The sequence below is a fragment of the Fusibacter sp. 3D3 genome, assembly GCF_001748365.1.
In the GTDB taxonomy this organism is placed as follows: domain Bacteria; phylum Bacillota; class Clostridia; order Peptostreptococcales; family Acidaminobacteraceae; genus Fusibacter_A.
Map to the genome: position 1 here is coordinate 1 of NZ_BDHH01000018.1, position 25,090 is coordinate 25,090.

The 25,090-nt window shown below is 37.0% G+C and carries 22 protein-coding genes and 3 pseudogenes; 5 read left to right on the top strand and 20 right to left on the bottom strand.

Annotated features, from left to right (window positions below):
• Positions 1-20 precede the first annotated feature (20 nt).
• The 4 genes and pseudogenes from F3D3_RS17730 to F3D3_RS17745 form a co-directional block, all read right to left on the bottom strand.
• Positions 21-374, bottom strand: a pseudogene (locus tag F3D3_RS17730) (Glu/Leu/Phe/Val dehydrogenase dimerization domain-containing protein); the annotation flags it as partial.
• Positions 375-514: 140 nt separating this feature from the next.
• A complete protein-coding gene (gene gabT, locus F3D3_RS17735; protein ID WP_069875798.1) occupies positions 515-1,909 on the bottom strand; it encodes a 4-aminobutyrate--2-oxoglutarate transaminase in 1,395 nt (464 codons plus the stop codon).
• A gap of 88 nt (positions 1,910-1,997) precedes the next feature.
• Entirely contained in the window at positions 1,998-3,464 is a 1,467-nt protein-coding gene (locus F3D3_RS17740) for an APC family permease (protein WP_069875799.1), read from the bottom strand.
• A 260-nt stretch (positions 3,465-3,724) separates the two neighbouring features.
• Entirely contained in the window at positions 3,725-5,485 is a 1,761-nt protein-coding gene (locus F3D3_RS17745) for a sigma-54-dependent Fis family transcriptional regulator (protein WP_069875800.1), read from the bottom strand.
• Between the two features lie 534 nt (positions 5,486-6,019).
• Between F3D3_RS17745 and F3D3_RS17750 the strand changes: the two genes are divergently transcribed.
• The 3 genes from F3D3_RS17750 (at position 6,020) to F3D3_RS17760 (ending at position 9,366) form a co-directional block, all read left to right on the top strand.
• Positions 6,020-7,474 carry a 4-hydroxyphenylacetate 3-hydroxylase family protein gene (locus F3D3_RS17750; RefSeq protein WP_069875801.1) on the top strand — a complete coding sequence of 485 codons (1,455 nt, stop codon included), beginning with the start codon at positions 6,020-6,022 and terminating at the stop codon, positions 7,472-7,474.
• Positions 7,475-7,495: 21 nt separating this feature from the next.
• A complete protein-coding gene (locus tag F3D3_RS17755) occupies positions 7,496-7,789 on the top strand; it encodes a NifU family protein (RefSeq protein WP_069875802.1) in 294 nt (97 codons plus the stop codon).
• 284 nt (positions 7,790-8,073) lie between these two features.
• Positions 8,074-9,366: an acetyl-CoA hydrolase/transferase family protein gene (locus tag F3D3_RS17760; RefSeq protein WP_069875875.1), complete on the top strand. Its 1,293-nt coding sequence runs from the start codon at positions 8,074-8,076 to the stop codon at positions 9,364-9,366.
• 154 nt (positions 9,367-9,520) lie between these two features.
• Here the strand turns inward: F3D3_RS17760 and F3D3_RS17765 are convergent, their stop codons facing one another.
• From F3D3_RS17765 to F3D3_RS24275, 5 genes are all read right to left on the bottom strand, one after another.
• Positions 9,521-9,874, bottom strand: a complete 354-nt coding sequence (locus tag F3D3_RS17765) for a hypothetical protein (RefSeq protein WP_255364405.1) — start codon at positions 9,872-9,874, stop codon at positions 9,521-9,523.
• 220 nt (positions 9,875-10,094) lie between these two features.
• A complete protein-coding gene (locus tag F3D3_RS17770; RefSeq protein ID WP_069875804.1) occupies positions 10,095-11,228 on the bottom strand; it encodes an anti sigma factor C-terminal domain-containing protein in 1,134 nt (377 codons plus the stop codon).
• Entirely contained in the window at positions 11,218-11,709 is a 492-nt protein-coding gene (locus tag F3D3_RS17775) for an RNA polymerase sigma factor (protein WP_069875805.1), read from the bottom strand. The genes F3D3_RS17770 and F3D3_RS17775 overlap by 11 nt, the downstream gene beginning before the upstream one ends.
• 243 nt (positions 11,710-11,952) lie before the next feature.
• A complete protein-coding gene (locus tag F3D3_RS17780) occupies positions 11,953-12,741 on the bottom strand; it encodes a TspO/MBR family protein (protein ID WP_084389143.1) in 789 nt (262 codons plus the stop codon).
• Positions 12,742-12,916: 175 nt separating this feature from the next.
• Positions 12,917-13,096, bottom strand: a complete 180-nt coding sequence (locus F3D3_RS24275) for a hypothetical protein (RefSeq protein WP_175438420.1) — start codon at positions 13,094-13,096, stop codon at positions 12,917-12,919.
• Here F3D3_RS24275 and F3D3_RS24740 point away from each other — a divergent pair.
• Positions 13,085-13,748, top strand: a pseudogene (locus F3D3_RS24740) (transposase); the annotation flags it as partial. The gene F3D3_RS24275 and the pseudogene F3D3_RS24740 sit on opposite strands and share 12 nt — an antisense overlap.
• A gap of 64 nt (positions 13,749-13,812) precedes the next feature.
• Here the strand turns inward: F3D3_RS24740 and F3D3_RS17790 are convergent.
• The 8 genes from F3D3_RS17790 to F3D3_RS17830 all read right to left on the bottom strand — a co-directional run bounded on the left by F3D3_RS17790 (position 13,813) and on the right by F3D3_RS17830 (position 21,087).
• Positions 13,813-14,706, bottom strand: a complete 894-nt coding sequence (locus F3D3_RS17790; protein WP_069875808.1) for a nucleotidyl transferase AbiEii/AbiGii toxin family protein — start codon at positions 14,704-14,706, stop codon at positions 13,813-13,815.
• Positions 14,706-15,293, bottom strand: a complete 588-nt coding sequence (locus tag F3D3_RS17795) for a type IV toxin-antitoxin system AbiEi family antitoxin (protein ID WP_069875809.1) — start codon at positions 15,291-15,293, stop codon at positions 14,706-14,708. Before F3D3_RS17795 ends, F3D3_RS17790 begins: the two co-directional genes overlap by 1 nt.
• Positions 15,294-16,129: 836 nt before the next feature.
• On the bottom strand, positions 16,130-16,870 hold the full coding sequence (locus tag F3D3_RS17800) for a type II toxin-antitoxin system PemK/MazF family toxin (protein ID WP_069875810.1): 741 nt from the start codon (positions 16,868-16,870) through the stop codon (positions 16,130-16,132).
• 568 nt (positions 16,871-17,438) lie between these two features.
• A complete protein-coding gene (locus F3D3_RS17805) occupies positions 17,439-17,777 on the bottom strand; it encodes a hypothetical protein (RefSeq protein ID WP_069875811.1) in 339 nt (112 codons plus the stop codon).
• Between the two features lies 1 nt (position 17,778).
• Complete coding sequence (locus F3D3_RS17810; RefSeq protein ID WP_069875812.1) at positions 17,779-18,846, bottom strand: site-specific integrase; 1,068 nt, start codon at positions 18,844-18,846, stop codon at positions 17,779-17,781.
• Between the two features lie 346 nt (positions 18,847-19,192).
• Complete coding sequence (locus tag F3D3_RS17820) at positions 19,193-20,191, bottom strand: type II toxin-antitoxin system antitoxin SocA domain-containing protein (RefSeq protein ID WP_069875813.1); 999 nt, start codon at positions 20,189-20,191, stop codon at positions 19,193-19,195.
• Between the two features lie 21 nt (positions 20,192-20,212).
• Positions 20,213-20,638: a hypothetical protein gene (locus F3D3_RS17825; protein WP_069875814.1), complete on the bottom strand. Its 426-nt coding sequence runs from the start codon at positions 20,636-20,638 to the stop codon at positions 20,213-20,215.
• Between the two features lie 98 nt (positions 20,639-20,736).
• A complete protein-coding gene (locus F3D3_RS17830) occupies positions 20,737-21,087 on the bottom strand; it encodes a helicase C-terminal domain-containing protein (protein ID WP_175438421.1) in 351 nt (116 codons plus the stop codon).
• On the opposite strand from F3D3_RS17830, the pseudogene F3D3_RS23485 reads away from it, so the two are divergent.
• Positions 21,066-21,167 (top strand): annotated as a pseudogene (locus F3D3_RS23485) (IS3 family transposase); the annotation flags it as partial. The gene F3D3_RS17830 and the pseudogene F3D3_RS23485 overlap by 22 nt on opposite strands.
• Positions 21,168-21,388: 221 nt before the next feature.
• Here F3D3_RS23485 and F3D3_RS17835 read toward each other — a convergent pair.
• The 3 genes from F3D3_RS17835 to F3D3_RS17845 all read right to left on the bottom strand — a co-directional run bounded on the left by F3D3_RS17835 (position 21,389) and on the right by F3D3_RS17845 (position 25,015).
• The gene (locus F3D3_RS17835) at positions 21,389-22,567 is read right to left on the bottom strand and encodes a M20 family metallopeptidase (RefSeq protein WP_069875816.1); all 1,179 of its coding nucleotides are present in this window, start codon (positions 22,565-22,567) and stop codon (positions 21,389-21,391) included.
• 32 nt (positions 22,568-22,599) lie between these two features.
• A complete protein-coding gene (locus F3D3_RS17840; protein WP_069875817.1) occupies positions 22,600-24,003 on the bottom strand; it encodes a YfcC family protein in 1,404 nt (467 codons plus the stop codon).
• 133 nt (positions 24,004-24,136) lie between these two features.
• A complete protein-coding gene (locus F3D3_RS17845; protein ID WP_069875818.1) occupies positions 24,137-25,015 on the bottom strand; it encodes a LysR family transcriptional regulator in 879 nt (292 codons plus the stop codon).
• Between the last annotated feature and the right edge of the window lie 75 nt (positions 25,016-25,090).

Consider the following 25,090-nt stretch of genomic DNA (forward strand, 5'->3'; position numbering starts at 1 on the left):
GWAKAAGAGCCAGTTAATTAGTTTTTCAAGATTTGCTCGAACCCTAAGAACTTAACGATGCCGATGTATACCGATTTGTGGAATCTTAAACCACCTTTGTAAGGTCCAATAGCGCCATTGAATTGAACTCTAAAGCCTCTATTGACTTGAAGTTTACCAGCATCATCCACCCAAGGTACTCTAAAAGTGATTTGTCTTTCTGGTTCTGCAAATCTTGCTAATAAGTTGGCTTCAATGTACTCTGGATGTTTTGCTAATACAGGTTCTAAAGATTTGAAAACTTCTTCCACTGCTTGTAAAAATTCTGGTTCGTTAGCATTTCTCATTTTAACTTGTTCAAATACTGCTTCAATATACGTTGCTACTTTTGTCATTTTAATTCAACCTCTTCTTCTCTTAAATATTCATCTAGGGTTAGAGTGTCAAAAGCCAGTTTTACATGAAGCATCAGCCCTCACTCTGATGCTTCATGAACTGCCATAAACCTTGAATGCAAGCTTTTTATCCTAAAACCTTACGCACTCGCACTCTCATCCGTACTTTCGAGCATAATACCATTTACTTTTGCAACTGCATTTTCAATAATATCAAGCGCTACAGTGAGCTGCTCATCTGTAATGCAGAGTGGCATTAAGAAACGTAGATTGTTGCCACGGATACCTGCATCCAAAACAACAAGTCCCTTTTTATTGCATTCTTGAATAACCGCTTTTGTCTCATCTTTAGCAGGTTCTTTAGTCTCGCGATCTGTGACAAACTCCATGGCAATCATAGCACCAAGCCCTCTTACATCACCAATCATTTCATAAGCATTTTTCATTTTGTTAAGTCGCGCCATAACGACTTCTGAAATTTTACTTGCTTTATCTGCAAAATTATCGCGCTCCATGATTTCAATCACTTTAAGCGCTGCAGTTGTTGAAATAGGGTTTCCACAGTAAGTCCCACCGATTCCCCCTGCTTGTGCAGCGTCGATGATTTCAGCTCTTGCAGTAACTGCGCTTAGTGGTAGACCGCCAGCGATTGATTTTGCACTTGTCATAATATCTGCATAGACACCGTGCTCCGCCCAATAGTCACTCGCAAACATTTTACCTGTTCTGCAATATCCAGATTGTACTTCATCACAGATTAAGAGCATGCCATATTCATCACATACGCGTCTAAGTTCTTTAACATACGCCATAGGGACTGGAATAAAACCGCCTTCCCCTTGAACTGGCTCAATAATGATCGCCGCTACTTCTTCAGGGTTTACTTCTTCAAGGAAGAAATTGTGTAGTTTCTCAATGAAGTAAGCCATTGCATTCTCTTCAGATATACCATTTGGACGTCTATAAGCATACGGGAATTCCGCACGGTGAATGCCTGTTGGAAAAGGACCAAATCCAAATTTGTACGGCTTGACTTTGCTTGTTAATGCCATTGTCAATGCTGTACGACCATGGAATGCACCCGTAAAGGTAACGAGTTCACTACGCTTAGTGTATTTACGTGCAATTTTCACTGCATTTTCAACCGCTTCAGCACCACTGTTTACAAACATCGTTTTCTTTGGAAAATCACCTGGTGATATAGCGTTAATTTTTGCTGCTAACCGTACATATTGCTCATATTGAACTACGTTGATACTCGTGTGAAAGAACTTCTCCGCTTGTGATTTAACAACCTCTACCACTTCAGGATGGCTGTAACCAATGTTCATAACACCAATCCCGCCAGCAAAGTCCATGAAAACATTGCCATCGATATCTTGGAACATGGCACCTTCACCCCGTTCGATAAAAGTTGGAATGCCATACGAAACCCCTACCGGTACATTTTCAGATCTTAAGGCTAATAATGCTTTTGACTTTGGTCCTGGTAACTCAGTAACCATCTTTGGTAAACTTAATCTTAACTTTGTCATTATACTTTCCTCCCAATTCCATATCTGTCATGTGATATAATATGCATTCAAATCTACTTAATTCAAATCCACTCAATTCAAACTCACTCTAAGCACTCTTATCTTTTTTTGCCACCGTGATCTCTTTTTTTTCTCCAATGATTGCTGCTCTGCCATACTCTTCGCCAAAGATCAAGAGTTCTCTTTCGCGTTTAGTCACATTAGGGTACGCCCTTTTTGTCATGAATGCCAACACCGCACCAAGTACTGTCCACCCCAAGATCATGCCCCATTCAAAAGGCCACACAAGAGCACCTGGTGAACCCGGTAAGTATAGCATGATAAATGCAATCGAGATTACAATCGCAGTATAACCCACAAACTTCCAATGCTTAATTGCGAATGGTCGATTCAAGTTGGGTTCTTTCTTTCTCAAGGCAACGAACGAAACCGTGACCATTAGATACGTTATAACCACGCCGAATGAACTTGCATTTACAAACCATACAAGAGCGTTTTTGCCAAGCAATGGTGATAATAAACAGATAAAACCAATCATAAGAATTGCAGCGTATGGCGATTGTGTTTTCGGATGTAATTTGCCAAAAATCGGTGGAAGCATCTTAGCTCTACCCATTGCAAACAATACCCGCGCACCCCCTACGATAAAGCCATTCCAGCTTGTGAGGATTCCACAAAGTGCCCCAACAATGATGACTTTTCCCCACATTGCCGAACCAAACAAGTAAGCTGCTGCATCGGCAACAGGCACAGCACCATTATCTCTAATTGTTGCTGGAGCTGCTTTGGCAATTCCAATTACCATCATGATGTACCAGCCTGCCGCCATGAAAATGGATAGAATCAAGATTTTTGCAACTTGCTTCAGCGGAATATTCATTTCCTCAGCCGACTGCGGTATGACATCAAACCCTACATACATCGCCGGAGCCATGAGCAATACAGCGATCAGTCCCTTACCACTTGTAAACATCACACCCATGAACTCAGTGTGTCCGACTGTCGTTCCACCGACCATAAAAAGAACGCCTACGCCTGTCAATCCAAGTGTTGCAATCGTTTGGAACAAAGCCGCACTTTTGCCACCCATGTAGTTCAAAATAATTAAAATGAGGCCAACACTCATGCCAACCGCACACCACGAGAGATAAACTTCATAGCCTGCAATCGTCCATAAATAACCAAGCTTTGGTATCGGGATCACATAATCAATCGCTGTGGATATGGCTATGCCTTCCCATGCAGCTACACCTATATAAGCAAAACAAGTTGCCCAAATGGTGATCCAAGACGCCACATAGCCTAAACTTCTATAGGCAAATACAAGTCCCCCACCCGCACAGGGTAACGCAGGCGTAAGCTCTGCATAACATAGCCCCACAAATATACACATTATCGCACCGATTGCAAACGCACCAATTGCACCGAGCCAACCTGCTTCTTTAACCCAATAGCCTGCAAGCATTACCCAGCCCCAACCGATCATAGCCCCAAAAGCCAAAGACAATACATCGCCTTTCGAGTAAACCTTTTCAAGTTCCTTACGTGACTCCATTCATGTTCCCCCTTATACATATTTTGTGTTCAGCCTATAACATCGCAAATCCCATGCCAAAATAAACCCTAGCAAAATACCCGTTTTTTTGCATAAAAAAAATATCAATCTTGCAAAAAAGAGTGATATCTGAATTATCAGAAAATTATCGAGTGTTTTCAACACTTCCAGACGAGTCACAAATGACTCCTATAATTCATTTGTGACTCACGTCTGTATTTCTATCCGTATTATTTTTTTAAGTTATCGTTTCACACACACTACGCAATGTCACAACAGCCATACTTCCGAAGCTTCCTAACCACCGTAGATTGGCTTACACCAAGAGCTTCAGCTGCTTTGTAAGTACTATTGAACTCTTTATATGCCCTCAAAATTAGATTTTTTTCAGTCTCTTCCATAGCCAGTTTTAGAGGCAATATTTCCTTTACTTCGACTTCCTTCTTGGACTTTATCAATAATTGTGCAGGCAAATCAGATACTCTGATGATATCTCTATCCACTGTCACCATAATTCTTTCGATGCAGTTCTCTAAATCTCTGACATTTCCAGGCCAATCATAGTCCGCCAAAACTTCATAGACGTCTAAATCCATTTTTCTGTTTGTGCCATATTTTGCATTCAATCTTTCCCAAAAAAGATTGACCAACATGATGATATCTTGCTTCCGCTCCCTTAGTGGTGGTATCTCTATCGGAATAACATTCAAGCGATAAAACAGATCCTCTCTGAACGTCCCCGCCTTTACCATGCATTTAAGATCCTTATTCGTCGCCGTAATAAGTCTAAAATTAGAAGTTAGGGTTTCAGTGCCTCCCACTCTTGTAAATTTTTTTTCTTGGATGGCTTTTAAGATTTTGACTTGCATTTGGAGAGGCAATTCACTGATTTCGTCTAAAAAAAGCGTGCCCTCATTTGCAATACTCAATTGTCCTTGTTTGCCTTCTTTTCTTGCCCCTGTAAACGCGCCATTTTCATATCCGAACAATTCCGACTCCAGTAAAGCCGCTGGAATTGCACCACAGTTGATACTCACAAAAGCACCCTTTGATCGATCACTTTGCTTATGAATTTCACTCGCCAGCATACTTTTGCCTACTCCAGACTCCCCTGTGATCAAAACATTTGAATCCACTCTAGCAACTCTATTGGCAGTCATCATGACTTTTTTCATCTCTGGACTTATGGAAATCATGGCATCTTGTTGTGTTTCTTGTTGTCTGAGAATACCCAATTGATAATAAAAATCTTGTGCTGTTTTTTTAGCCTCTGACAATTGCTCTTTAAGTATATGAACCTCGGTGATATCTTTAGCCGTGCTAATGACAGACATAAACGCTTTGTTCTCGTCAAATATAGGATATCCTGTTACAATTAATACTTTTCCCGAATTCGTTTTCTGTGTAATGGAAATCCGTTTCTGCTCTTTAATCACTTTCATCGTGACCGAAGGATTAAAAATACCTTTTTTCTCTAATTGCTTCACATTTTGACCTACAAAATCATCCATTTCAGCATTATACAATTTTCTATAGGCCTCATTTACTTTTAAAATATTCCCCTTTGCGTCTGTAACTACAATTTCATCATAAGAAGAATTGAGGACTGATTCTAACTCTCGGCTAATGCAATTACAGAGTTTTAAGGTATTCACAAAAGTTTCATTGTTCTGAGTATTTTCAAATACAACCGCCGCACCGACTATGTCTAGATTGATATCGATTGGGCTGATGTTTACAAAATGGGTTTCTCCAGAGAAGGAGGCCTTTACATTGCAAAAGCAAAGGCCGTTTATCAACACTTCTTTAATATTGCCAAAGGCTAAGATATTGGACAACTTCGTTTCTTGTATACTTTTCAGCGAATTATTCAATTGTTTTTGTGCTCTTTTGTTAGCGAAAATGATATTTTCATTTTTGTCTATGATCATTAAGCCTTTATCCAGTGTGTTGAAAAAAGAAAGAACCGATCCTTCACAAAAGATGGATTCCAATATCTCATTTACTTCGAACGATACCATTTCACCCTCCTATTTTAAATACATAAAGCGCTAACTCATTAACCCCACATTAAATTGAGCACAAGTTTTGTCATTCCATTTAATCTCTTATTTTATGATAGTTCATTAGTTAACGTCACGCAAGTCATTAAATTCAATTCGCCAAAATTATTGATATAAATTTCACATTATAGGTTTCTAATGTTTCAAATTTAGCCAATCAATTCGTTTTTATAGAAAAAATAGGCACATCTCAAGTTGTTTCTTTTTGGGAACGCGTTTTATTTATGAAACTAACTTTTCAAAACCTTACTTTGCAGGTGCCGCAGTCTAAAAAACAACGATTCAATTGTTCCATATATGAAACGATTGAATCGTTATATCGCCCACACTTTTTTTCCGATTTCTTCTCAATCCGATCTCAATCCATGCGGCCTCTCGATTGTATCTAATTTGCCTCACGTTATTCATTATTGGCATGTATATTGCTTTAATAATGGATAACATAAAACAATTGAAAACAGAAAACTTTACGAATTGAAAGGAGAAATACACATGGCATTAATGAATGGACAACAATACATTGAGAGTCTTCGCAAATTAAACATTAAGGTGTATATGTTTGGAGAGTTGGTTGAGAATCCAGTAGATCACCCTATGATTCGCCCATCGATCAACTCGGTGGCTATGACTTACGAACTCGCTCATGCAGCAGAACATGAAGATTTAATGACAGCGACTTCACACTTATCTGGAGAAAAAGTGAACCGATTCACGCATCTACATCAAAGTACTGATGATTTAAGGAAAAAAGTCAAAATGCAAAGACTGCTTGGTCAAAAAACGGCTTCATGTTTCCAACGTTGTGTGGGGATGGATGCCTTTAATGCCGTATTCAGTACAACCTTTGAAATCGATAAAAAACACGGCACTAAATACCATGAAAATTTCACAAAATATATGCACTTCGTACAAGAAAACGATTTAACGATAGATGGCGCTATGACAGATCCTAAAGGGGATCGTTCACTATCTCCAAGCCAACAACCTGATCCAGATTTGTTCTTACATGTTGTAGAGCAAAGAGCAGACGGCATTGTGGTTCGTGGCGCTAAAGCACATCAAACTGGCGCTGTAAATTCTCATGAACATTTGATCATGCCTACCATCGCTATGCGCGAAGACGACAAAGCTTATGCGGTGTCTTTCGCAATTCCATCCGATGCAGAAGGCATCTTAATGATCTATGGCCGTCAATCTTGTGATACGAGACGCCTCGAAGAAGATGCGGATTTAGATCTTGGTAACAAACAATTTGGCGGTCAAGAAGCCCTAGTTGTTTTCAATGATGTCTTTATTCCAAATGATCGCATCTTCTTAAATGGTGAAACTGAATTTGCAGGGATGTTGGTTGAACGTTTTGCTGGCTATCACCGTCAAAGCTACGGTGGTTGTAAAGTGGGTGTAGGCGATGTGCTTATAGGCGCAGCTTCTGTTGCTGCTGAATACAATGGTGCAGACAAAGCCTCTCATGTTAAAGATAAACTCATAGAAATGACACACTTAAACGAAACACTTTATTGTTGTGGTATTGCATGTTCTAGCGAAGGCTATCCAACCGAAGCTGGTAACTACCAAATTGATCTTTTGTTAGCAAATATCTGTAAGCAAAATGTAACACGCTTCCCATATGAAATTGCGCGTTTAGCTGAAGATATCGCTGGTGGTTTAATGGTTACAATGCCTTCAGCAAAAGATTTTAAACACCCAGAAATTGGTCCACTATGCGAAAAATACTTCAAAGGTATCAACAAAGTGCCTACTGAACAACGTATGCGTATTCTTCGTTTAATTGAAAACTTAACGCTTGGAACTGCAGCAGTCGGCTACCGTACTGAATCTATGCATGGTGCAGGTTCTCCACAGGCACAACGTATTATGATTGCAAGACAAAGTAACTTACAACATAAAAAAGACCTTGCTAAAAAAATAGCAGGTATTGATAAGTAAATGAATAAGAGGTGTATAATCATGTTTGATCAAATCAAAAAAGTCTTAATGGAAGAGGTTAGACCTCAGCTCAGACTCCATTCTGGAGATATTGAACTCCTGAAAGTAGAAAACAATACCGTTGAAGTCAAACTACTGGGTGCTTGCAGTAATTGTCCATCCGCAAATTTGACACTTCTAGAGGTGGTTGAAACAGCGTTAATGGCGCATTTTCCAGAAATTGAGCGCGTCATTTCAGTTAGTGAAACCAGTGAAGAATTGATTGATTTTGCAAAAAAACTATTAAGCAAGACGAAAGCAAGTGATCTTCATTGAAGATTGGCATCAAATATTGCGGCGGCTGCAATCCCCGATATGCGCGAACCGCATTTACAGGCCGTATTATAAGCACTCTACCAGACAGTATTGTTTTTGAAAAAGCCACTGAGGCATCAAACTATGATGTACTCCTCGTTATCAATGGGTGTAGGAACGCATGCACCCATTTTTCTCGTTTTTCAGTAAAACAGGATGTTATTCAGGTGATCCATGATTCAGACTATGAAAAGGTCCTGAATCTCATCACCCACTATAAAAGTGAAAAAGAACAGGAGATAGCCATGACCTTTCATAAGATGTACAATGAAAAACTGACCTCCGCAGAAGAAGCCGTTAAAATGATACGTTCTGGAAATCGCGTCGTCATTGGCCATGCTGCAAGCGAACCCAAAGCACTGGTCGCTGCTATGGTCAACAATAAAGCGCAATATGAAAACGTCGAAATCGTGCACATGGTGGCACTTGGAAAGACGGATTATACAAATCCTGAAATGACTAAACACTTTAGACACAATGCACTCTTCGTCTCTGGAAGCACAAGAGGTCCCATAAAAGAAAATCGTGCAGATTACACGCCTTGCTTTTTTTATCAAATTCCAAAGCTCTTAACAGAAGGTCATTTAACGCCAGATGTGGCATTAATCCAGTTAAGTCCTCCCGATGCCCATGGGTATTGCAGCTTCGGTCTATCGGTTGATTATACCAAGCCAGCAGCTATGGCTTCCAAAACTGTCATCGCAGAAATCAACGATCAAATGCCCCGTACTGCTGGGGATTCACTCATACACATTTCAGAGCTAGATTACATCGTTGAGACTTCATACCCCATCATTGAGCTCCCACCACCGCGAATCGGTGATGTGGAAAAAGCCATCGGTGAGCACTGCGCTTCGCTTATTGAGGATGGTTCTACCCTTCAACTGGGGATTGGTTCTATTCCAGATGCGGTGCTCCTTTTCCTAAAGGATAAAAAGGACCTTGGCATCCACTCGGAAATGTTCTCAGATGGTGTCGTTGAATTGGTTGAAGCCGGCGTCATCAACAACAGCCAAAAGACTTTGCACAAAGGCAAAATGGTTGCGACTTTCTTGATGGGCACCAAACGTCTATATGATTTTGTCCATAACAATCCAACCGTTGAAATGTATCCTGTGGATTATGTCAATGATCCCTGTGTGATCATGCAAAATTCTAAGATGGTCTCCATCAACTCTTGTATTCAAGTGGACTTAATGGGGCAAGTGGTATCCGATAGCATTGGGCTCACTCAGTTCAGCGGTGTTGGTGGCCAAGTGGACTATGTCCGTGGTGCGAGCATGGCTAAGGATGGCAAATCCATCATTGCAATGCCTTCAACGGCTAGTAAGGGCACGATTTCAAGAATCGTACCTTTTATCGACGAAGGTTCTGCAGTGACGACATCTCGTAACGATGTACATTATGTCATCACAGAACATGGTATCGCTGATTTAAGAGGTAAAACATTGCGTGAGCGCGCTACTGCTCTGATTGCCATTGCTGATCCTAAGTTTCACGCTGAGCTCACTGAAGAGTGGCATAAACGGTTTTCTTAGAGATAGGTTGTGCTCTATGTCCCACATGCGTGAGGGGCGTCTTCTGAGTAGAAAGGTCTCGAAAAATTTTAGAATTAAATAGAGTTGAGTATCAAATGGAATTTAATATATATAATGAACGGGCCAAAGCATCTATGCTTTGGTCCGTTCTGACTTAAGAATCTATATAACGCTCTTTAAAAGTGCTTACTGTACTGGTGGGAATTCTCACGGAATCCGCCATAAAACCGATTGTTTTAATTTCAGGTAAGATGAATTCGAGTGCTTTTGCAGCACCAGTAGAAGTCAAAATGATATTGTTCAGCGCAGATCGATTCTTTCTCAGGTCTTTATCCCCTGCACCAGGCATGGCATCCAGCAAATTCTGATTGTTCGTTGCCGCATGAATCGTCGACATTGAAGCGGTTAAAATCCTTGAGATCCCTGTTTTCTCACAAGTTCTATTGTAACACTGTTCGGGATAAAATAAACCCCGATTTGATGAATCTTTTAAAATTTTAGGAGGCAAATTTGAAAATTATAGATTCAATAAAAGGAATATACGGTTCCAATTCACGCTTTAAGGTTTTTTCATCCATAAAATAATTGGGATCAGTTGATATATATTCAGGTATTATTTGAATATCACTAATTATTTTGCGATAGAAGCGCTATATTGGTAAATCATAAGTTTAAAAATCAGATTCACATTAAAAGAGCTAACTTAGCAAATTACAAGCTTTCCAATTTTATTTTCTGCTATATTTAGATGCTTTCATATCTACTATTTGGATGCCATATACATCTGCTTTTTCAATGAAATTGACAAGATCATTGGTTTCGCCATAAATCAGCATCCCATCCACCTTAATGCCATTTTTATCAATGTATGACAAAGTATCTTCATAAAATTTTAGTCTCATATTATTTTTATCAAAAACTGTGACAAACGTTTTTCGATCAATCATATAATTCAAAAGTGTTTTGACATGTGTTTCATAATTGACTGCTAGGACTTCTTCAAAGGGACCGTCTACTTTTTCACCATTAAGATACATATCGTTTAAGTAAAACAGTGGATACAATTCTTTATTTGGACTATCTCCAAAACTGGTTCTGATTGACTTAACCGGTTGAAAACCAATTTTTTCATTTTGACGCTCTGTACCATGCTCTATAGACATCCATTGAAATACTAATTGATTGTAGGTTTGCTCATAGGATACAGCTTCTAATAATGACAACGGATTATTAAAAGTGATAAATACCGAAGCATAGTTATGCTCTGATTTTAAATCTTCAAGTGGCATTTCATAATCGAATAGAAAAGGCACCTCTTCAGTAAGCTTTGTTTCTAGATCATATGAAAATAAATAATCAAAAAAACCTGCTCTTGTATTTCGAGTCAACTGAATGGGGATTCGTTCTTCATTCCGTCCAAATTCATTTGTTCTTATCAAAATAATATCGTAACTGCCATAACCTTTTTTATTTACTAGAGCCATTTTTGATTGATAGCTAGGAACAGTCAGTTCTGTTAATGCTGTCATATCAAAGGTGATATCATTCATGCTTTCCCCTTGTGTCACTTTTTTAGGGTTATAATACATAGAATCTATCAACGGTGAAATCGCACTATTGATAAAAATATATATCAAAATAATACTTATTACTGAATATAAAACATTCTTCCTTAATTTGTTTGAAACCTGCTCTTTGATTTCTAATGGATCCGTATTCTCTTCTAGAAACAAATCATCAAGTGATTCTGCAAGGTAGTCATTGATGATTTTATTTTTTTCTATTTCAGCTTCAACTATTTTTATTTCAGCATCAGTGGCAGTGCCATTTTTATATTTTATAAACAACTCATTAAAATCCATCTATTTCTTCCTCCTGTAATTCTGCCATTAACTTAATTCTGGCTCTATAAAGCAATGTTCTTGCTGCACCGGGACTTACTTTTTTCATTTCTGCAATTTCTTTTAATGAGAAACCATTAAAATAGTAGTGTATTAATATTTCTTTGTATGGATTGGATAATCCAACTATAGATTCATAAACGGTTCTTTGTGTCTCGTTTAAAATCAATTGCTCCAATGGTCCTTTGCCTTGATCTATATAGTCATCCTCTATCGACAATTGAGGCTTCTTTTTTAGCGAATCTTGCCACAGGTTTTTCCCAACCCTAAGTAGCCAATACTTTAGATGTACTTCACACCCCTCTAAACTCAAAATGGCTTTAAAAAAAGTATCACTGACAAGTATTTCTGTCTCGTGATGATTTTTACAAAGTGAGTATATGTACAAGTATACATCCCTATAATACTTTTTATAGACCATATCGATGATGTCTTTTTTCAATTTTTCACCTCCCTACTTAATAAACGATTTTCTTTTAAATATGTCACATATGTATTGAATAGATTTTGAAAAATATTATTCACTTAATAAAAATACCAAACCGCCATTAAAAATACTAGGGGATTTGGTATTTTAGATTACTATAAGTTTTCTTTAGATTTCAAGTATTTATCTTGGTATCCGGCACAAAGACAAGAAATTCGATTATTTTGATTCATCAATATCTTGAAAAGAAGAAATGCACTATGCGCCATAACCCTTATCACTCAAAATTCGCCCCCTGATCACAACCCCCGTTGTCAAAATCAAGAGCGCAAGTGTCACATAAATCGTCATAACGACACCACTATATTCACCCTTAAACCCTATTGCCGAGGTATGTTTTGACCAAATCCCTAAATAGGCCCAAATCACAGTCAAGCCATAGGCCCCGCATTTACTCCATAGCATAGTCGCACAAGCAATTAATGCTGCAACAACCAAAATCGCCATCATCCATAATGCTTCTGAGATACCAAATCGATTCCAATTGATACTCACAAGATAGGTTGTGATGTTGGCAACCGTCGCCACTGTGATCCATCCTAAATAAACGCCAATCGGCGGTTTCATCCATTTGATCTCTGTTTTAGAAAATGGCGTCTTGATCAGCACATTCATCATTAAAATTAAACTCACTAATATTATGAGCATGATGAGTACACTAATTCCAATTAAGCGATAATGCCATGCTAAAATCCACGTTGCATTTGCAAACGATGAAATCATAAATAAATTCATAATGCGGCTAATGCCTTGATTTCTTAATGGATTATTGAGATAGTTGCTCCGCCTTACTAACGAAAAAACCATCAAACCTAGAAGCACATAGATAACACCCCATATGCTGAAAGTATACCCAGCAGGCGCAAATAAGTTAGGATAAGCATCCGATATATCCCCCGTATTTTGTCCATTAATCGGCAGTAAATTCGCAAGTACATTTAATGTGATCATCGTCATATAAGATAAAACAACCCATGCTTTTTTCATGGTCAGACCTCCAGTCATTTATTTAATCATAATGTTTTCTCTTTCAGGATTGATAATGAAGTTTTCTTTATATAATGATACCGCAATTCTTTCAAGAGGTCACACCAGTAGTCATTTAAATGGTTTTAGAGATTATGGATAAAAAAACCTTAAAACAAACTATAGGAAGTTTATTTCAAGGTCGGGATTTGAATTTACGTTTAAAGGGGATCAATCGAAGCTCATCTAATACTGATAACCCTTCTATATTTTTCTTACCTTCAAGTAAAAAATCATAATAGTCGCTGTTAAACAAAATAGCAGAAAGGCTCGCCACTTCATCAGAAACATGAAGTGGCATTAAGTGATATCCCACTTATCCCAACATCAGAATAAGTGTGACATTACGTATATGCCGGCTGGAATAAAAGGCAAATATCACTATTTATATTTAATCTTAGATTTATTCAGCAGAAAAATAATTGCATGGGAAGTTTATGAAAAAGAATACGCAAGCAGACTTGTGCGTCGAGCGATTATGAGCGAAAACCGTACAAAAGATAAGAGACCACTTGTGTTGCACTCGGACAATGGAAGCCCGATGAAAGGTGCAACCTTACTTGAAACGTTAATCACGCTAGGTGTCATGCCTTCAAACAGCAGACCTCGTGTAAGCAATGATAATGCCTATGCGGAATCAATCTTCAGAACACTTAAGTATCGACCGGGCTATCCACGAAAAGGGTTTGCAACTATTGAAGACGCTCGAAAATGGGTCCTCGGATTCGCACCGCTGGTATAACAAGGAGCATCATCACAGTGGGCTTAATTTCCTGACCCCAGAACAAAGGCACAACGGTCAATCAGAAACAGTTTTAGCCAATCGCAGAGCTGTATATGAAGCGGCTAAACTGAGACATACTGAGAGATGGTCTGGGAAAACGCGTAATTGGACTTTAAGTGAAAAAGTATGGTTAAATCCTGAAAAAGAAGAATCAATAGAATGCATTGAAAAATTATCATCTTAATTTTCAGGTTTTACTGACAACTATGTTGACAAACACCGTTACCAACCACATTGTCTAAATCAACTTATTTCCAAAGCAATTCTTCTGAGCTCCAATTGAATTCATATGGCTCTTTTTCTTTCAGAGATACAACTACCGGCACAAGAAATTTCTTGATACCTTCAATTACATTACCAAATTCTAACTGGCTCATTGCACGTTTCTTATTAATAAATGCATTCCATCTTGCTACTCTAGCTCTATCCTCATAAAACTTTTCTTCAAACGCCACAATATCAGTCAAAGGTGTTTTTCTATGACCGAAAGTTTGTTCAATTGCTTTTGATAGTTCATTTCCATCGAAGTTAAATTTATTAATCAGTAAATATACATCGTAAAAGTCTTTAAACCTACTGTTCGCGTAACCGAGTGAGACAATTGCTTCAAATTTTTCAGCTACAACCGATGACACTGAATACGCATAAATCTTCGGAAACTCCATATCCAGTAATGTTGGAAATCCCATAACAACTCGTTTAGGATATACCACATCACCAAACCCTATATCTATTGAAACAGGAACTCTTGTTTTATCCAACATAGCATTAACAGTTACATTGATACCAGGATACTCTTTAAGTTCCGTTATTGATTTTATCGAAATAGAATTTAGATCATAAACAATTGCATCATCAAATTTAATCGAAAATATTTCTTCAAATATTTTTCTCATAGTTTCAATCGTGTTATCCACTGATCTTCCTAATAAATCGATATCCCTTGTAGCTCTGCTAAAATCACCATCAAATACTGCATATAGAAATATACCACCCTTTAACGTGAAATTTTCATTATATTTTGATTGAGAAATTCTATAAATCGTACGTTCTAGGCAATATACTACCAACTCGTCTTGAAATAGTCGTTTGTTTTCTTTAGCGGATTTTTTTAGTTTGGCTTTAACAGAATCAGCATTCATCAAACGAGCACCTCCAAATAAGATTTTAGGATATCATGACATTTTAATTTTTCACTGTACTGTATCAATTTATTTAGATTCCTATCCTGTCGGCTAAGATAGTTTGTCAATATTTCTTTTGTTTCTTCAATACCAATTTTATTACGATAATATAATATATCAACAACAGTTTTCTCAATATCATATATCTTGAATCCATCTTTAGATGAAATTATGTTTTTAATTCCCAAATCATATCTATTTTTTTCAAAATAATACATTTTAAAAACAGGCCAATCTGGTAACGTAGATACATTCTTCTTTTTAGGGACAGCTACATCAATTGAATCAGGTCTAAAATTTGTCAATCTATAGTACACAGCCGCACTCAGCAAGCATACTACACCCTCTGGTGTATATGCAGTAACATAATAAAAATCATTATCTTCACCTTCAAAATAATTGTTTTCATAATAGCTTTTATTTAACCTTATTAGCCAGCCTTCATCCACTAATTTATTGATTTTATAATATGTCAATCCAACTGCCATAAGCTCTTTGGTGTGATATATTTTCTTGTCTTTCAAAAGAATTTCATCTATGTTCATACTACGACCTCCTTATGTATTATTGTACTATTTATTCTTAAACTAATACACCTTTTTTTAAAACAAATGCGGCTATTTTAGAAAATAGCCGCATTTGTTTTGATTTTTAATGGTAATAGATTTTAATTTTATGCTGAAGTCAAAAGGCAGTCAGGACTCAAAAGAGGTATCTAGCTCTGAACCTACATCACTTAACTGGCTTAAGACCTCGTATTACAAAATAAAGATTTCAACAATAAAATACTGTCAAAATCTTTTCTTAAATCAGACTGCTTTTTTTCGAGCTTTTAGCTCTCTCAGATACCTGTACAGTCTCAGATTTAGTTCCTATCCTAGGCCTTTCTGATATTACCTAGTGTCAAACGGCGATAACATAAAAATTTTAACCACCTTCATGTCTCTAATCATAGTATAATGTGGTTTTTTAAAATTATCAAGTGTAACTAAAGCTCGTAGAATTATAGATCACCGTTTAGACGATAGTCTTATTTTACCGCTGTTAAAACCATCCACTTATATGGCAGGATCTCTCCTTCAACATTCTATATTGTAAACCGAAGTAAATAAAACAGCTACATACCTTGCGAGCATGTAGCCCATCAAAATCTGACGCATACATTTTGTATGGTCTATCTTCAAATTACTGGTTGAACTTAATCAACCTCTCTTGTTTCATTCTTACCCATAAAATAAGAAATCATTCAAAAAAATGATAAACTGTACACCTTGCGAGTATACAGTTCACTTAAAATACTGGCGCATACTTTAGTATGACCTCTCTTAGTTGTATAGTATATCTTACCCCTCAAAGTTGTCAAGTAAATTTTGTTATAATATTACTTGCCTTTTAATAATGCTAATTCTGATTTTAATCGTTCGTTTTCCTCTTCAATATTGATTGTTTTCTCAGAAATCAATGCATTAAGAGATTCAACTTCATTTATTCTAAGTTTTAGAGTTTCAAGCAATTCATCTTTTTTCGGTGTAAAATTTTTCAATATCACATTATCGATCTGATTAAGCAAATCTACCCTCAGTTTTTTCTTCGTTCTATTTATTGATCGGTACTTACTAATTCTGCATATCTGATCAACCTGTATGACCGATTTCTTTTTGAAATAAAATTCATTTTGATCTGAACTTGGTTTAGTTTGAGCATCTACAAACACTTCAAAAGGTGGGTGGATTATTTCCTTGCCCGTACTTGGGTCAATTTGCGCCGCCGTTATCGGTGCAACAATTACCCAATCCTCATTGTTATCATAAAGTACAACACACGGATGCGGATATCTAATTTCAGTTCCCATATTAGAAGTCCCAAAGTCTACAGATAAAACTATGTCACCTCTTGAATAATTATAGAAACTATTTTTCCCTGTACCAGATTCATAATCAATCCACTTATCTTTGTAAAGAACCCAATTTGCAACTTTTTCAATCTTACTATTTACAAAGTGCTTTTCGGCCTTTTGAACAACATGACTTAAACTAGACATCAAATCTTGATCGCTTTTTACAACTTTATGTTTTAATGAATGATCCTTAGATTTGGCTTGCACCAAATTCACATCAATCATATTTCCTCCCCTAAATTAATATTTTTGTAAATCTGATATCAGTTTAACATATAAAAAAGACATGTAACCCTATAAACAACATTAAATAACTACAATAGATTGACGGAAGTCACTTTAAATCATCAATCTCCATAAGAAGACCGATATAGGGTCTTTTACGACCTTTTTCTTCATTCTCTCAAATATGATTTTGAAATTTATCAAGATATTCTATATAAGCCGTATCTATATGGTAAAACTGCAATTGACTCATTGTACACTCCTAAAAATAAAATAAAAGACGACTCAATTAAATAGTCGTCCACAATGTTAAAGCTTCCCACTTATATGGCAGGGACTCTCCGACTGTTAAAACCATCCACTTGTCTGGCAGGATCTCTCCGTCTACAACTATACAATACGCCTGACGCACTAAAATGTCAATGTCGCCCTTAAAACAGAACAACAAAATTCACAAACCAGTCATGTGCTTTTCAATATTATACACTAAGAAAAGGACCAAATCAAAGCACATCGCACGATGCACCCTCAATTTGGCCCTTTTCTTAAAGTACATTTCTAAATTTCTTCATTCTTTAAGCTCCATGCTCTCCTTCGTCACCATCTCATACATTTCTTGAAACATGATCTGGTTCTTTTTAATGAGCTCCATAACCTCATCAGTAAGATTTAGCTGCAACGCATTTTGCAACTCCCTCGTGATATTCCTGATTTCTATGGCCAGCTTATCGCTCTTAAACTTCCCTACGTTGATATGAATCTCAGCATTTAAGATAGCTTCCCTCAAATAATCACCTTTGATCTCACCCGTCACCTTTATTCTCTTGTCTATGGTTTCAAACTCTTCATCCGTGCATCTAAACGCTATGGTCCTTGGCCTTTCTCGGTTTCTATTTGGGCAAGCCATCTTATCTCAATTCCTTCCTATACTCTTCATCGAGTTTATTGGCAATTTCAGCCTGTTTGTTTGGATAAAGATGAACATAGGTATTCAATGTGGTTTCGACCTTCTCATGTCCAAGCCGCTCTGCAATTGCAACAGGTGTAAATCCTAACTCAATCAAATGACTGCTGTGACTATGTCGTAGATCGTGAAGCCTGATTTTCTTAACACCACTTTCCTTTACACCACGCTTCATTTCACATGTTAAATAGCCTTTTGTAAATCTGAAGATCCGATCAGTCTTCTTTAGCTTATAAAGCCTGGTAAAATAATCTTCAAAATCAGTTGCTAAAAATGTTGGTATACTAACGACTCTTTTACTTTTAGCCGTCTTTGGCTCTGTAATCACATCGCGTTTGTCAAATCTTTGATAGGACTTAGTAATTGAAATCGTCTTTTTCTCCGTATCAATATCTGCTCTAGTTAGGGCCAATAATTCACCAATCCTCATTCCAGTCCAATATAGCGTTGCGAAGTCCACATAGGATCCTTGTTTATCCATAACAGCCTCAATAAAAGTGTCAAACTCCTCTTTGGTCCAAAACTGCATGTCCTCCGCATTGCTTTTCCCCATACTACCGGCTTTTTTGCATGGATTGCTTTTTAATTCATAAAACCTAACCGCATGGTTAAGGATCGCACTTAACTGATTGTTGATGGTTTTGAGATAAGTCTCAGAGTAGCCCTCTCTCATGAGTTCATTCTGCCATTTTCTAATGGTTGCTGCTTTGATGTCACTAATGCGCAAATTCTTAAAATAAGGCAGCACTTTCAAATCGATGATATACTTCTTTGTTCGCATGGTATGCTCTTTAATTCTCGGTTCAATATCATCATAATAGACTTCAATAAAATCAGCGAAGTTCATTGTAAAATCAGCTTGATGCTGAGACAAATAACTCCTCGCCCATTCCTCAGCATCCTTTTTAGTTCTAAAGCCTCTTTTGGTCGAGTTCTTTACATTCCCTTGCCAATCTTTATAGTAATATTGAATTTTCCATTTTCCTGTATTCGCATCTTTGGTCGCCTTCATTACCAAACCTCCCTTATGAAATTAAGCCATAGTACTTTTCCTCAAAATACCTGATGGGTAGCTTGCCCGAAATCACTATGAAACCTTTGCTTTCAAGCTCCTTATTAAGTTTCCTCATGATCTTGTAGCTTGTGCTAACACTAATGCCCAGCAATTGTGATACTTCTTCCACCGTGTAATATATTTTTTTAACTTCGCTCAGATAAAATCCTATCAATGTTTCGTTTATTTTTTTTTTTGAATAAAAAAACCTCCTAAACCCAAATGGTCAAGAAGGTATCTCACATTATAAAGCTTTACAATAAAAACCACCACATTGTATACGTGGTGGCAAATAAATCAAATTCTAGTGTCTGATTTTTTCAAACAGGTCTTCAGAGTAGTCTTTAATGTCTGCAATCGCTAGCATCTTAAATTTGTCATAAACCTGATTGAAATACTTTTCAATAATATCTTTTCTGATAATTCTATTTGATGCTTCCTCATCAGTAAGTCCAACTCTAGTTTCTTTCCAAGGTGTAGTAGCATGAGTCATATTTTCAAGAATCTTACCACTATAACAGCCAAAACAATTGATTATTGCATCAATAACTTCTTTTTCGCTATCCGACAAATCAAAGCACTCAAATTGCTTTTGATTGTCATCTATAGGATTATATCCATGATCCTTATACTTAAAATAAATATCCCGATATACTGGACCATGAACCCACGCTTCGCAATCTTCACTAAACATAAAATTTCCTACGAATACTTTATGGAAAGCCTGAGCAAAATAAAGCAATTTTTGCAACGCTAGTGGTGTTATTTCAATACTTCTAGAAATAATGTAATTGCATGCACTGTCAATTTTAGTTTCTGCAAAGTAAGTTTCAACTTTACCTATCAACATATTTGTAGCATCAAAGCTCTTTTTAAATGCAGTTTCTGTCACTTTATCATTATTTGTTACCAAAAGTTCTAGGAAAGACTCAGGTGATTCATTCATCCTCTTAAGTTGATCAGAGTATGTTTTTGATGGAATATCTCCATTAACAAATCTCGTTAAAGTTGTTTCACCCCATCCTAACAATAACGACATCGGTCTTTTACCAATATCATATTTTTCAAGTAGATCAACTATTTCTGGGACAGTAATTAGTCCTTCTTCGGCTCTAAATGCTCTATCCATGGCAGCTAAATTTTGATCTCTTAAATCAGAGACGAATATTTCATTTCTGCACTCTGAACAGTGAGCTATTTTTTCTTTAAAATTGATGCGTTTGCCTTTAATCTCTTTTTCTCTCTCAATTTCGTCAATTTGATAGTCCATATATTCTCTACACTCTTCACAAAATGCTTTCATACATTTCACCTCCTCGCTAATTTATCTAAACAAGTATTTTGATGGCATATTTCTTTCATGGAATGATACAATAATCATAAACTCTTCCCCATTCATTGTCTGAGTTTTATTCGTTTTTATGTAGATGTCTACTGAAACTAACTCACCCCATCTATCTAACTCATACTCTTTATTAAAAACATATAAGACTTCATGAGCAAATTTGGGATTCTTATTATTTACTGCATAACAAAAATCATCAAATTCTAAATTCATTAGGATTTCTTTTTCTTTCCTTGAATCAATTTTATAATCCTCGATAAACTGTTTGTTTTCTTCTCGATTGCTATTTCTAGATATTGTATACTTATCTTCAAGAACTAGACTCTTCAGTACTTTAAGATACGTCTTAATATCATCAGGTGAGAAATCTAGTAATTTTTTTGTCTCAACTAACTGTTCACTCATTCGGCATCCACCTCTGTTCTATCGTATTAATAGTATACCCATTTAATACGGAATTATCAACACAAACGTATCAATTAATACATTTATTTATTTTCATATTAGATAAAGTATGCTTCATCTTTTTTCAGAATTAAAAACTTCCTTATATCATCAATATTTGATGCCACATCACAATTAGGCAGAGCATCTATAACTGATCTGTGATACTTCCCGGCATGTGCTGCCCTCGAATCCAATATTGAAATAACACCTGAATCCGTTTCACATCTAATCAATCGACCCACACCTTGCCTCAGCTTGATCAGCATTTTAGGAATGAGTACTGAGTCTAAATACACATTCATGTCCGGGTATAATGTCTTTTCATACTCACTTATGGGATCCGGTATTGGAAAAGGGAGTTTAACAATAATCAGATGATTTAAAACTAATGCTGTCAGATTATACAAATTGGTACAATAACTTCCGAATGCATTCAACATTAGGCTATTTGACGCCTGTAGAATATAGGCAAAAACACCTTAGTTAATTTGTCCAGTTTAGTGTTGACAATCCAAATTTTGCTACACCACTTCCTTCATCCATATCATTACTGATACCAACTTGTGGTTCGCTACACTTGGCGGTAAATACCCGTGGCTAGACTTTCACTAGCTAGATTAGTGCCATGCCTGGCACACATATAAAAGTGCAGCAATCTATTTTTAAGATTACTGCACTTTCAAACTCATTTGCTCTATTTCTATGAGATTAGCAAACTATATCTAGATTTTCCTTACGATTTACAAATTCTGTCTTGATTTCGTCAATCAATTTGTCAGATGAAATGAGATCATAGACTGTACCTGCTAAAATCTTCGCACCATAAATCACAGCCGCATGTCCACGTTCACTTTTTCCATCTATAAGAAATGCTTCAGAATGCGATGATGCACCAGAATCAACAAAAGCCACTCTAATACATGAACCCGGCAATACAAAGGTTACATTTCCAAAATCTGTAGACCCCGTTTTTTCTCTATCCGGCATGAGACAAGGTGCATTTACTAGACGAGCATTCTCCATCATTAATGAATTGAGCTTTATCACGGGAACCTTGCTTTCTAAGGTTTTCTCAATTTCAATTTCAAAAGTTGTATCCGTCATAAGAGCTGCTCCGTGTACAACTCTCCTAAAACGTTCTACGAGCTTTGAAAGATAAACTGAATTATAAGACCTTAAACTAAAAGAACCAACTGCCTTTGATGGCACCACATTATTGGGCCCGCCTGCATCACTAACAGTATAATGCATCCGTGTATCTTCAAGTACATGTTCTCTTAAAAACTCAACCCCTTGAAAAGTCAGTAAAAGGGCGTCTAAGGCACTTCTGCCTTGTTCAGGTTTTAAGGCTGCATGAGCACTAATGCCATGATAGGTCACTTTAAGACTTGTTGCTGCCATGGATTTTACGTCCGTCTGTGTTGCAGGACCACCATGCATCATTAAAGCGACATCTATGTCCCTAAAGTATCCTTCTTCAAGCATTTTAATCTTGCCGCCACCACCTTCTTCACCAGGTGTGCCGTAAACAACCAATTGATACATTTCAGGATCGATGAATTCTTTTACCGCTATTGCCGCTGCCAATATGCTTGGTCCTTGCATATGATGTGCACAACCATGCCCCATCCCTTCAATCGCATCATACTCACAAAGCAAACCAATGCGTTTTGAAGAATTTTCATTACCATAAACTGCCTTAAAAGCTGTTTTTAAGCTTCCAAGTTGTCGCTCTACATCAAACCCATTTGCCTCTAAATACTGTGTCAATTTGTCAACTGCTAAATATTCTTCAAATGCATATTCGGGATGATCAAATATATAATCTGATAGCTCTAATATTTCTTCTTTTTTGTTTTCAATCCAATTGAATAATTTATCTTTCATTCTACACTCCGTCAACTTCTATACTGAATAAATCACATCGGTCCCAAATGAATCATTTGAGCTATAAAGACTAATACACTTCCTGTTACAACCCAGATTAGGAACATTTTCCACATAAACTTCATCCATCTGTCATAAGGTATATTAGCAGCGCCTAAAATACCCATTAACGCTGTAGACGTTGGTAAAATATAATTACTGAAGCCGTCACCAAAATTGTAAGCGAGAACAGCCGTTTGACGAGTAAGGCCAACCATATCCGAAAGCGGCATGATAATTGGCATGGTTGCAGCTGCCTGTCCACTTCCAGAAGTAATAAAGGCATTGATGAAGTTATTGGCTATATACATGGCGATACCCTGAGCAAAACTCGGAACTACATTTAACATATTTCCAAGTGCAAATACAATTGTATCAATAATGTGACCAGCAGAAAGAACACCGGATACAGCCTTTGCCATACCAATAATAAGAGCTGCAGAAACCATCTTTTTTGCACCGTCTACAAAGCAACCGGCAATTTCACTTGGGCCGAATCCCGCAAACACGCCTGCGATGATGCCCAGCCACAAGAATGCTGCCGAACTCTCAGAAAGCCCCCAGTCTAACTTAATACCACCATATACGATTACCGCTAATACTGAAACCAATGAGAGAATCACCATCCACTTTCTAGTATCCATATGACTCATATCTTCAAGATTGGTATCTGAATTAAGTGTATCCCTTTGATCCAGTTCATACATTGGGCTTAAAGTAGGATCCTTTCGAATTGACTTCGCATATCGAATCAAAAAGATATTGGTAATAATCATATATACTACAAACGAAAACGCTCTATATTCAATTCCCGAATAAAGTGGTAGTTCTCCAATTTTTTGAGCGACAATTGTTGTGCTTGGATTTAGTGTTCCTGTTGAAAATCCAACTGCTCCCCCAAGTAAAATGACCGCAACACCCACGATGGAGTCGAAGCCCATGGCTCTTGCCATCATTACCATGACTGGTGCAAATCCTATGAACATGTTAACACCCTGTGTTGTACAGATTAATCCAAAAGCAAGAGTCAATAGTGGTATAAAAACAGACTCACTATGAGAAAATCGCTTTGCAATCTTACCGATGACACCTTGAAGAGCACCACTGGTAACAATAACACTAAAGGCGCCACCAGAAAGGATGATCAAAAAGAATAACTCTGCTGACTTAATTAGCCCTTCAACAATATGTTTAGGAATTTGAAATAAACTAACGGGCATTTTTTCTGTATAGGTGAATGCCTGCGGATTTATGACATTGATTCCCTGATCGTTTTTAAAGCGTTCAAACTCCCCTGCTGGAACTATCCATGTTAGCATTACTGCAAACAAGATAATGAATAAAATAATAACAAACGTATGCGGTACTTTAAATAACTTTTTCTTTTCTGAACTCATATTTACCCCCTTAAAAATTTGCGATCGCTTTGAGAGTATTTTAGCACCTCATTTTTTTGAAGGGAAATACCAATATTCTATCTCATAGTCATAAAAAAAATTAATTGCCCAATAAGATTGGACAATTATTTCTCTACAGCTCACTGCAATCCATAAGAATATAATCAATAAACTTCTTTATGGCTGGCTTCTCAAGGAGTTGTTTTCTGTATAGTAGTACTGTTGGTTGAATAATCGGAACACCACTTTGCCATACAAGAGGATAAAAAGACAAATTTTTCCGATTTCTAACATGAATTTTAGGAAGAAATGTCCAGCCCAAACCTTGAGATATCATTTCCATGCATGCCTCAATTGAATTGACACCCATAATTTTCGGTTTTGGCATCACGCCAAATTTTTCTGTCCACCATTCAAAAAATAACTTGTCAGACTCAGTTATTACAGAAGATTGGTCCTGTATCCACGGCTCAGAAAGAAGCGTTTCAAAGCATACTGGTTTTGAAGTGATAATGCCCTTGGGCTCTTCAAAAATTATATGTCTGCCTTCATTCCATTCCATATTGCCCCTTTTGATGATTAAATCAACCACACCTGTTCTTAGCATTTCAGGTAATTCTAATGTACTCGAACCTGTATGAAGTTCCACTTCAACCTCAGGAAAATGTTCAGTAAATTCTTTAAGAATATGAGCAAGCCTAAATTTGGCATACACTGTGCTTACGCCAATTCTCACCTTTCCATAAAGGACATCATCAAGGTTTTGTACTGATTTCTTAACCAGTTCAAGTTGTTCAAGCATCTCCTTTGCATACTTTAGCAAGTACTCCCCCTGTGGTGTGAAAGTTACACCGCTTGAATATCTATTGAGCAATGCCACATTAAATTCCTTTTCTAACTTATTGAGTCGGTATGTTAGAGCTGGTTGCGAAATATATAACCTTTGTGCTGTTTTGGTCAGACTTTTTTCCTCGTCTATTAGTTTTAAAACTTCCCAATCTCTTGAATCCATTTCCGACCTCCGGCAATAAAATTTGTTTATACCCCTAAAGAAATTTTCTGTATTTCTATTTTGTTGTATATTATA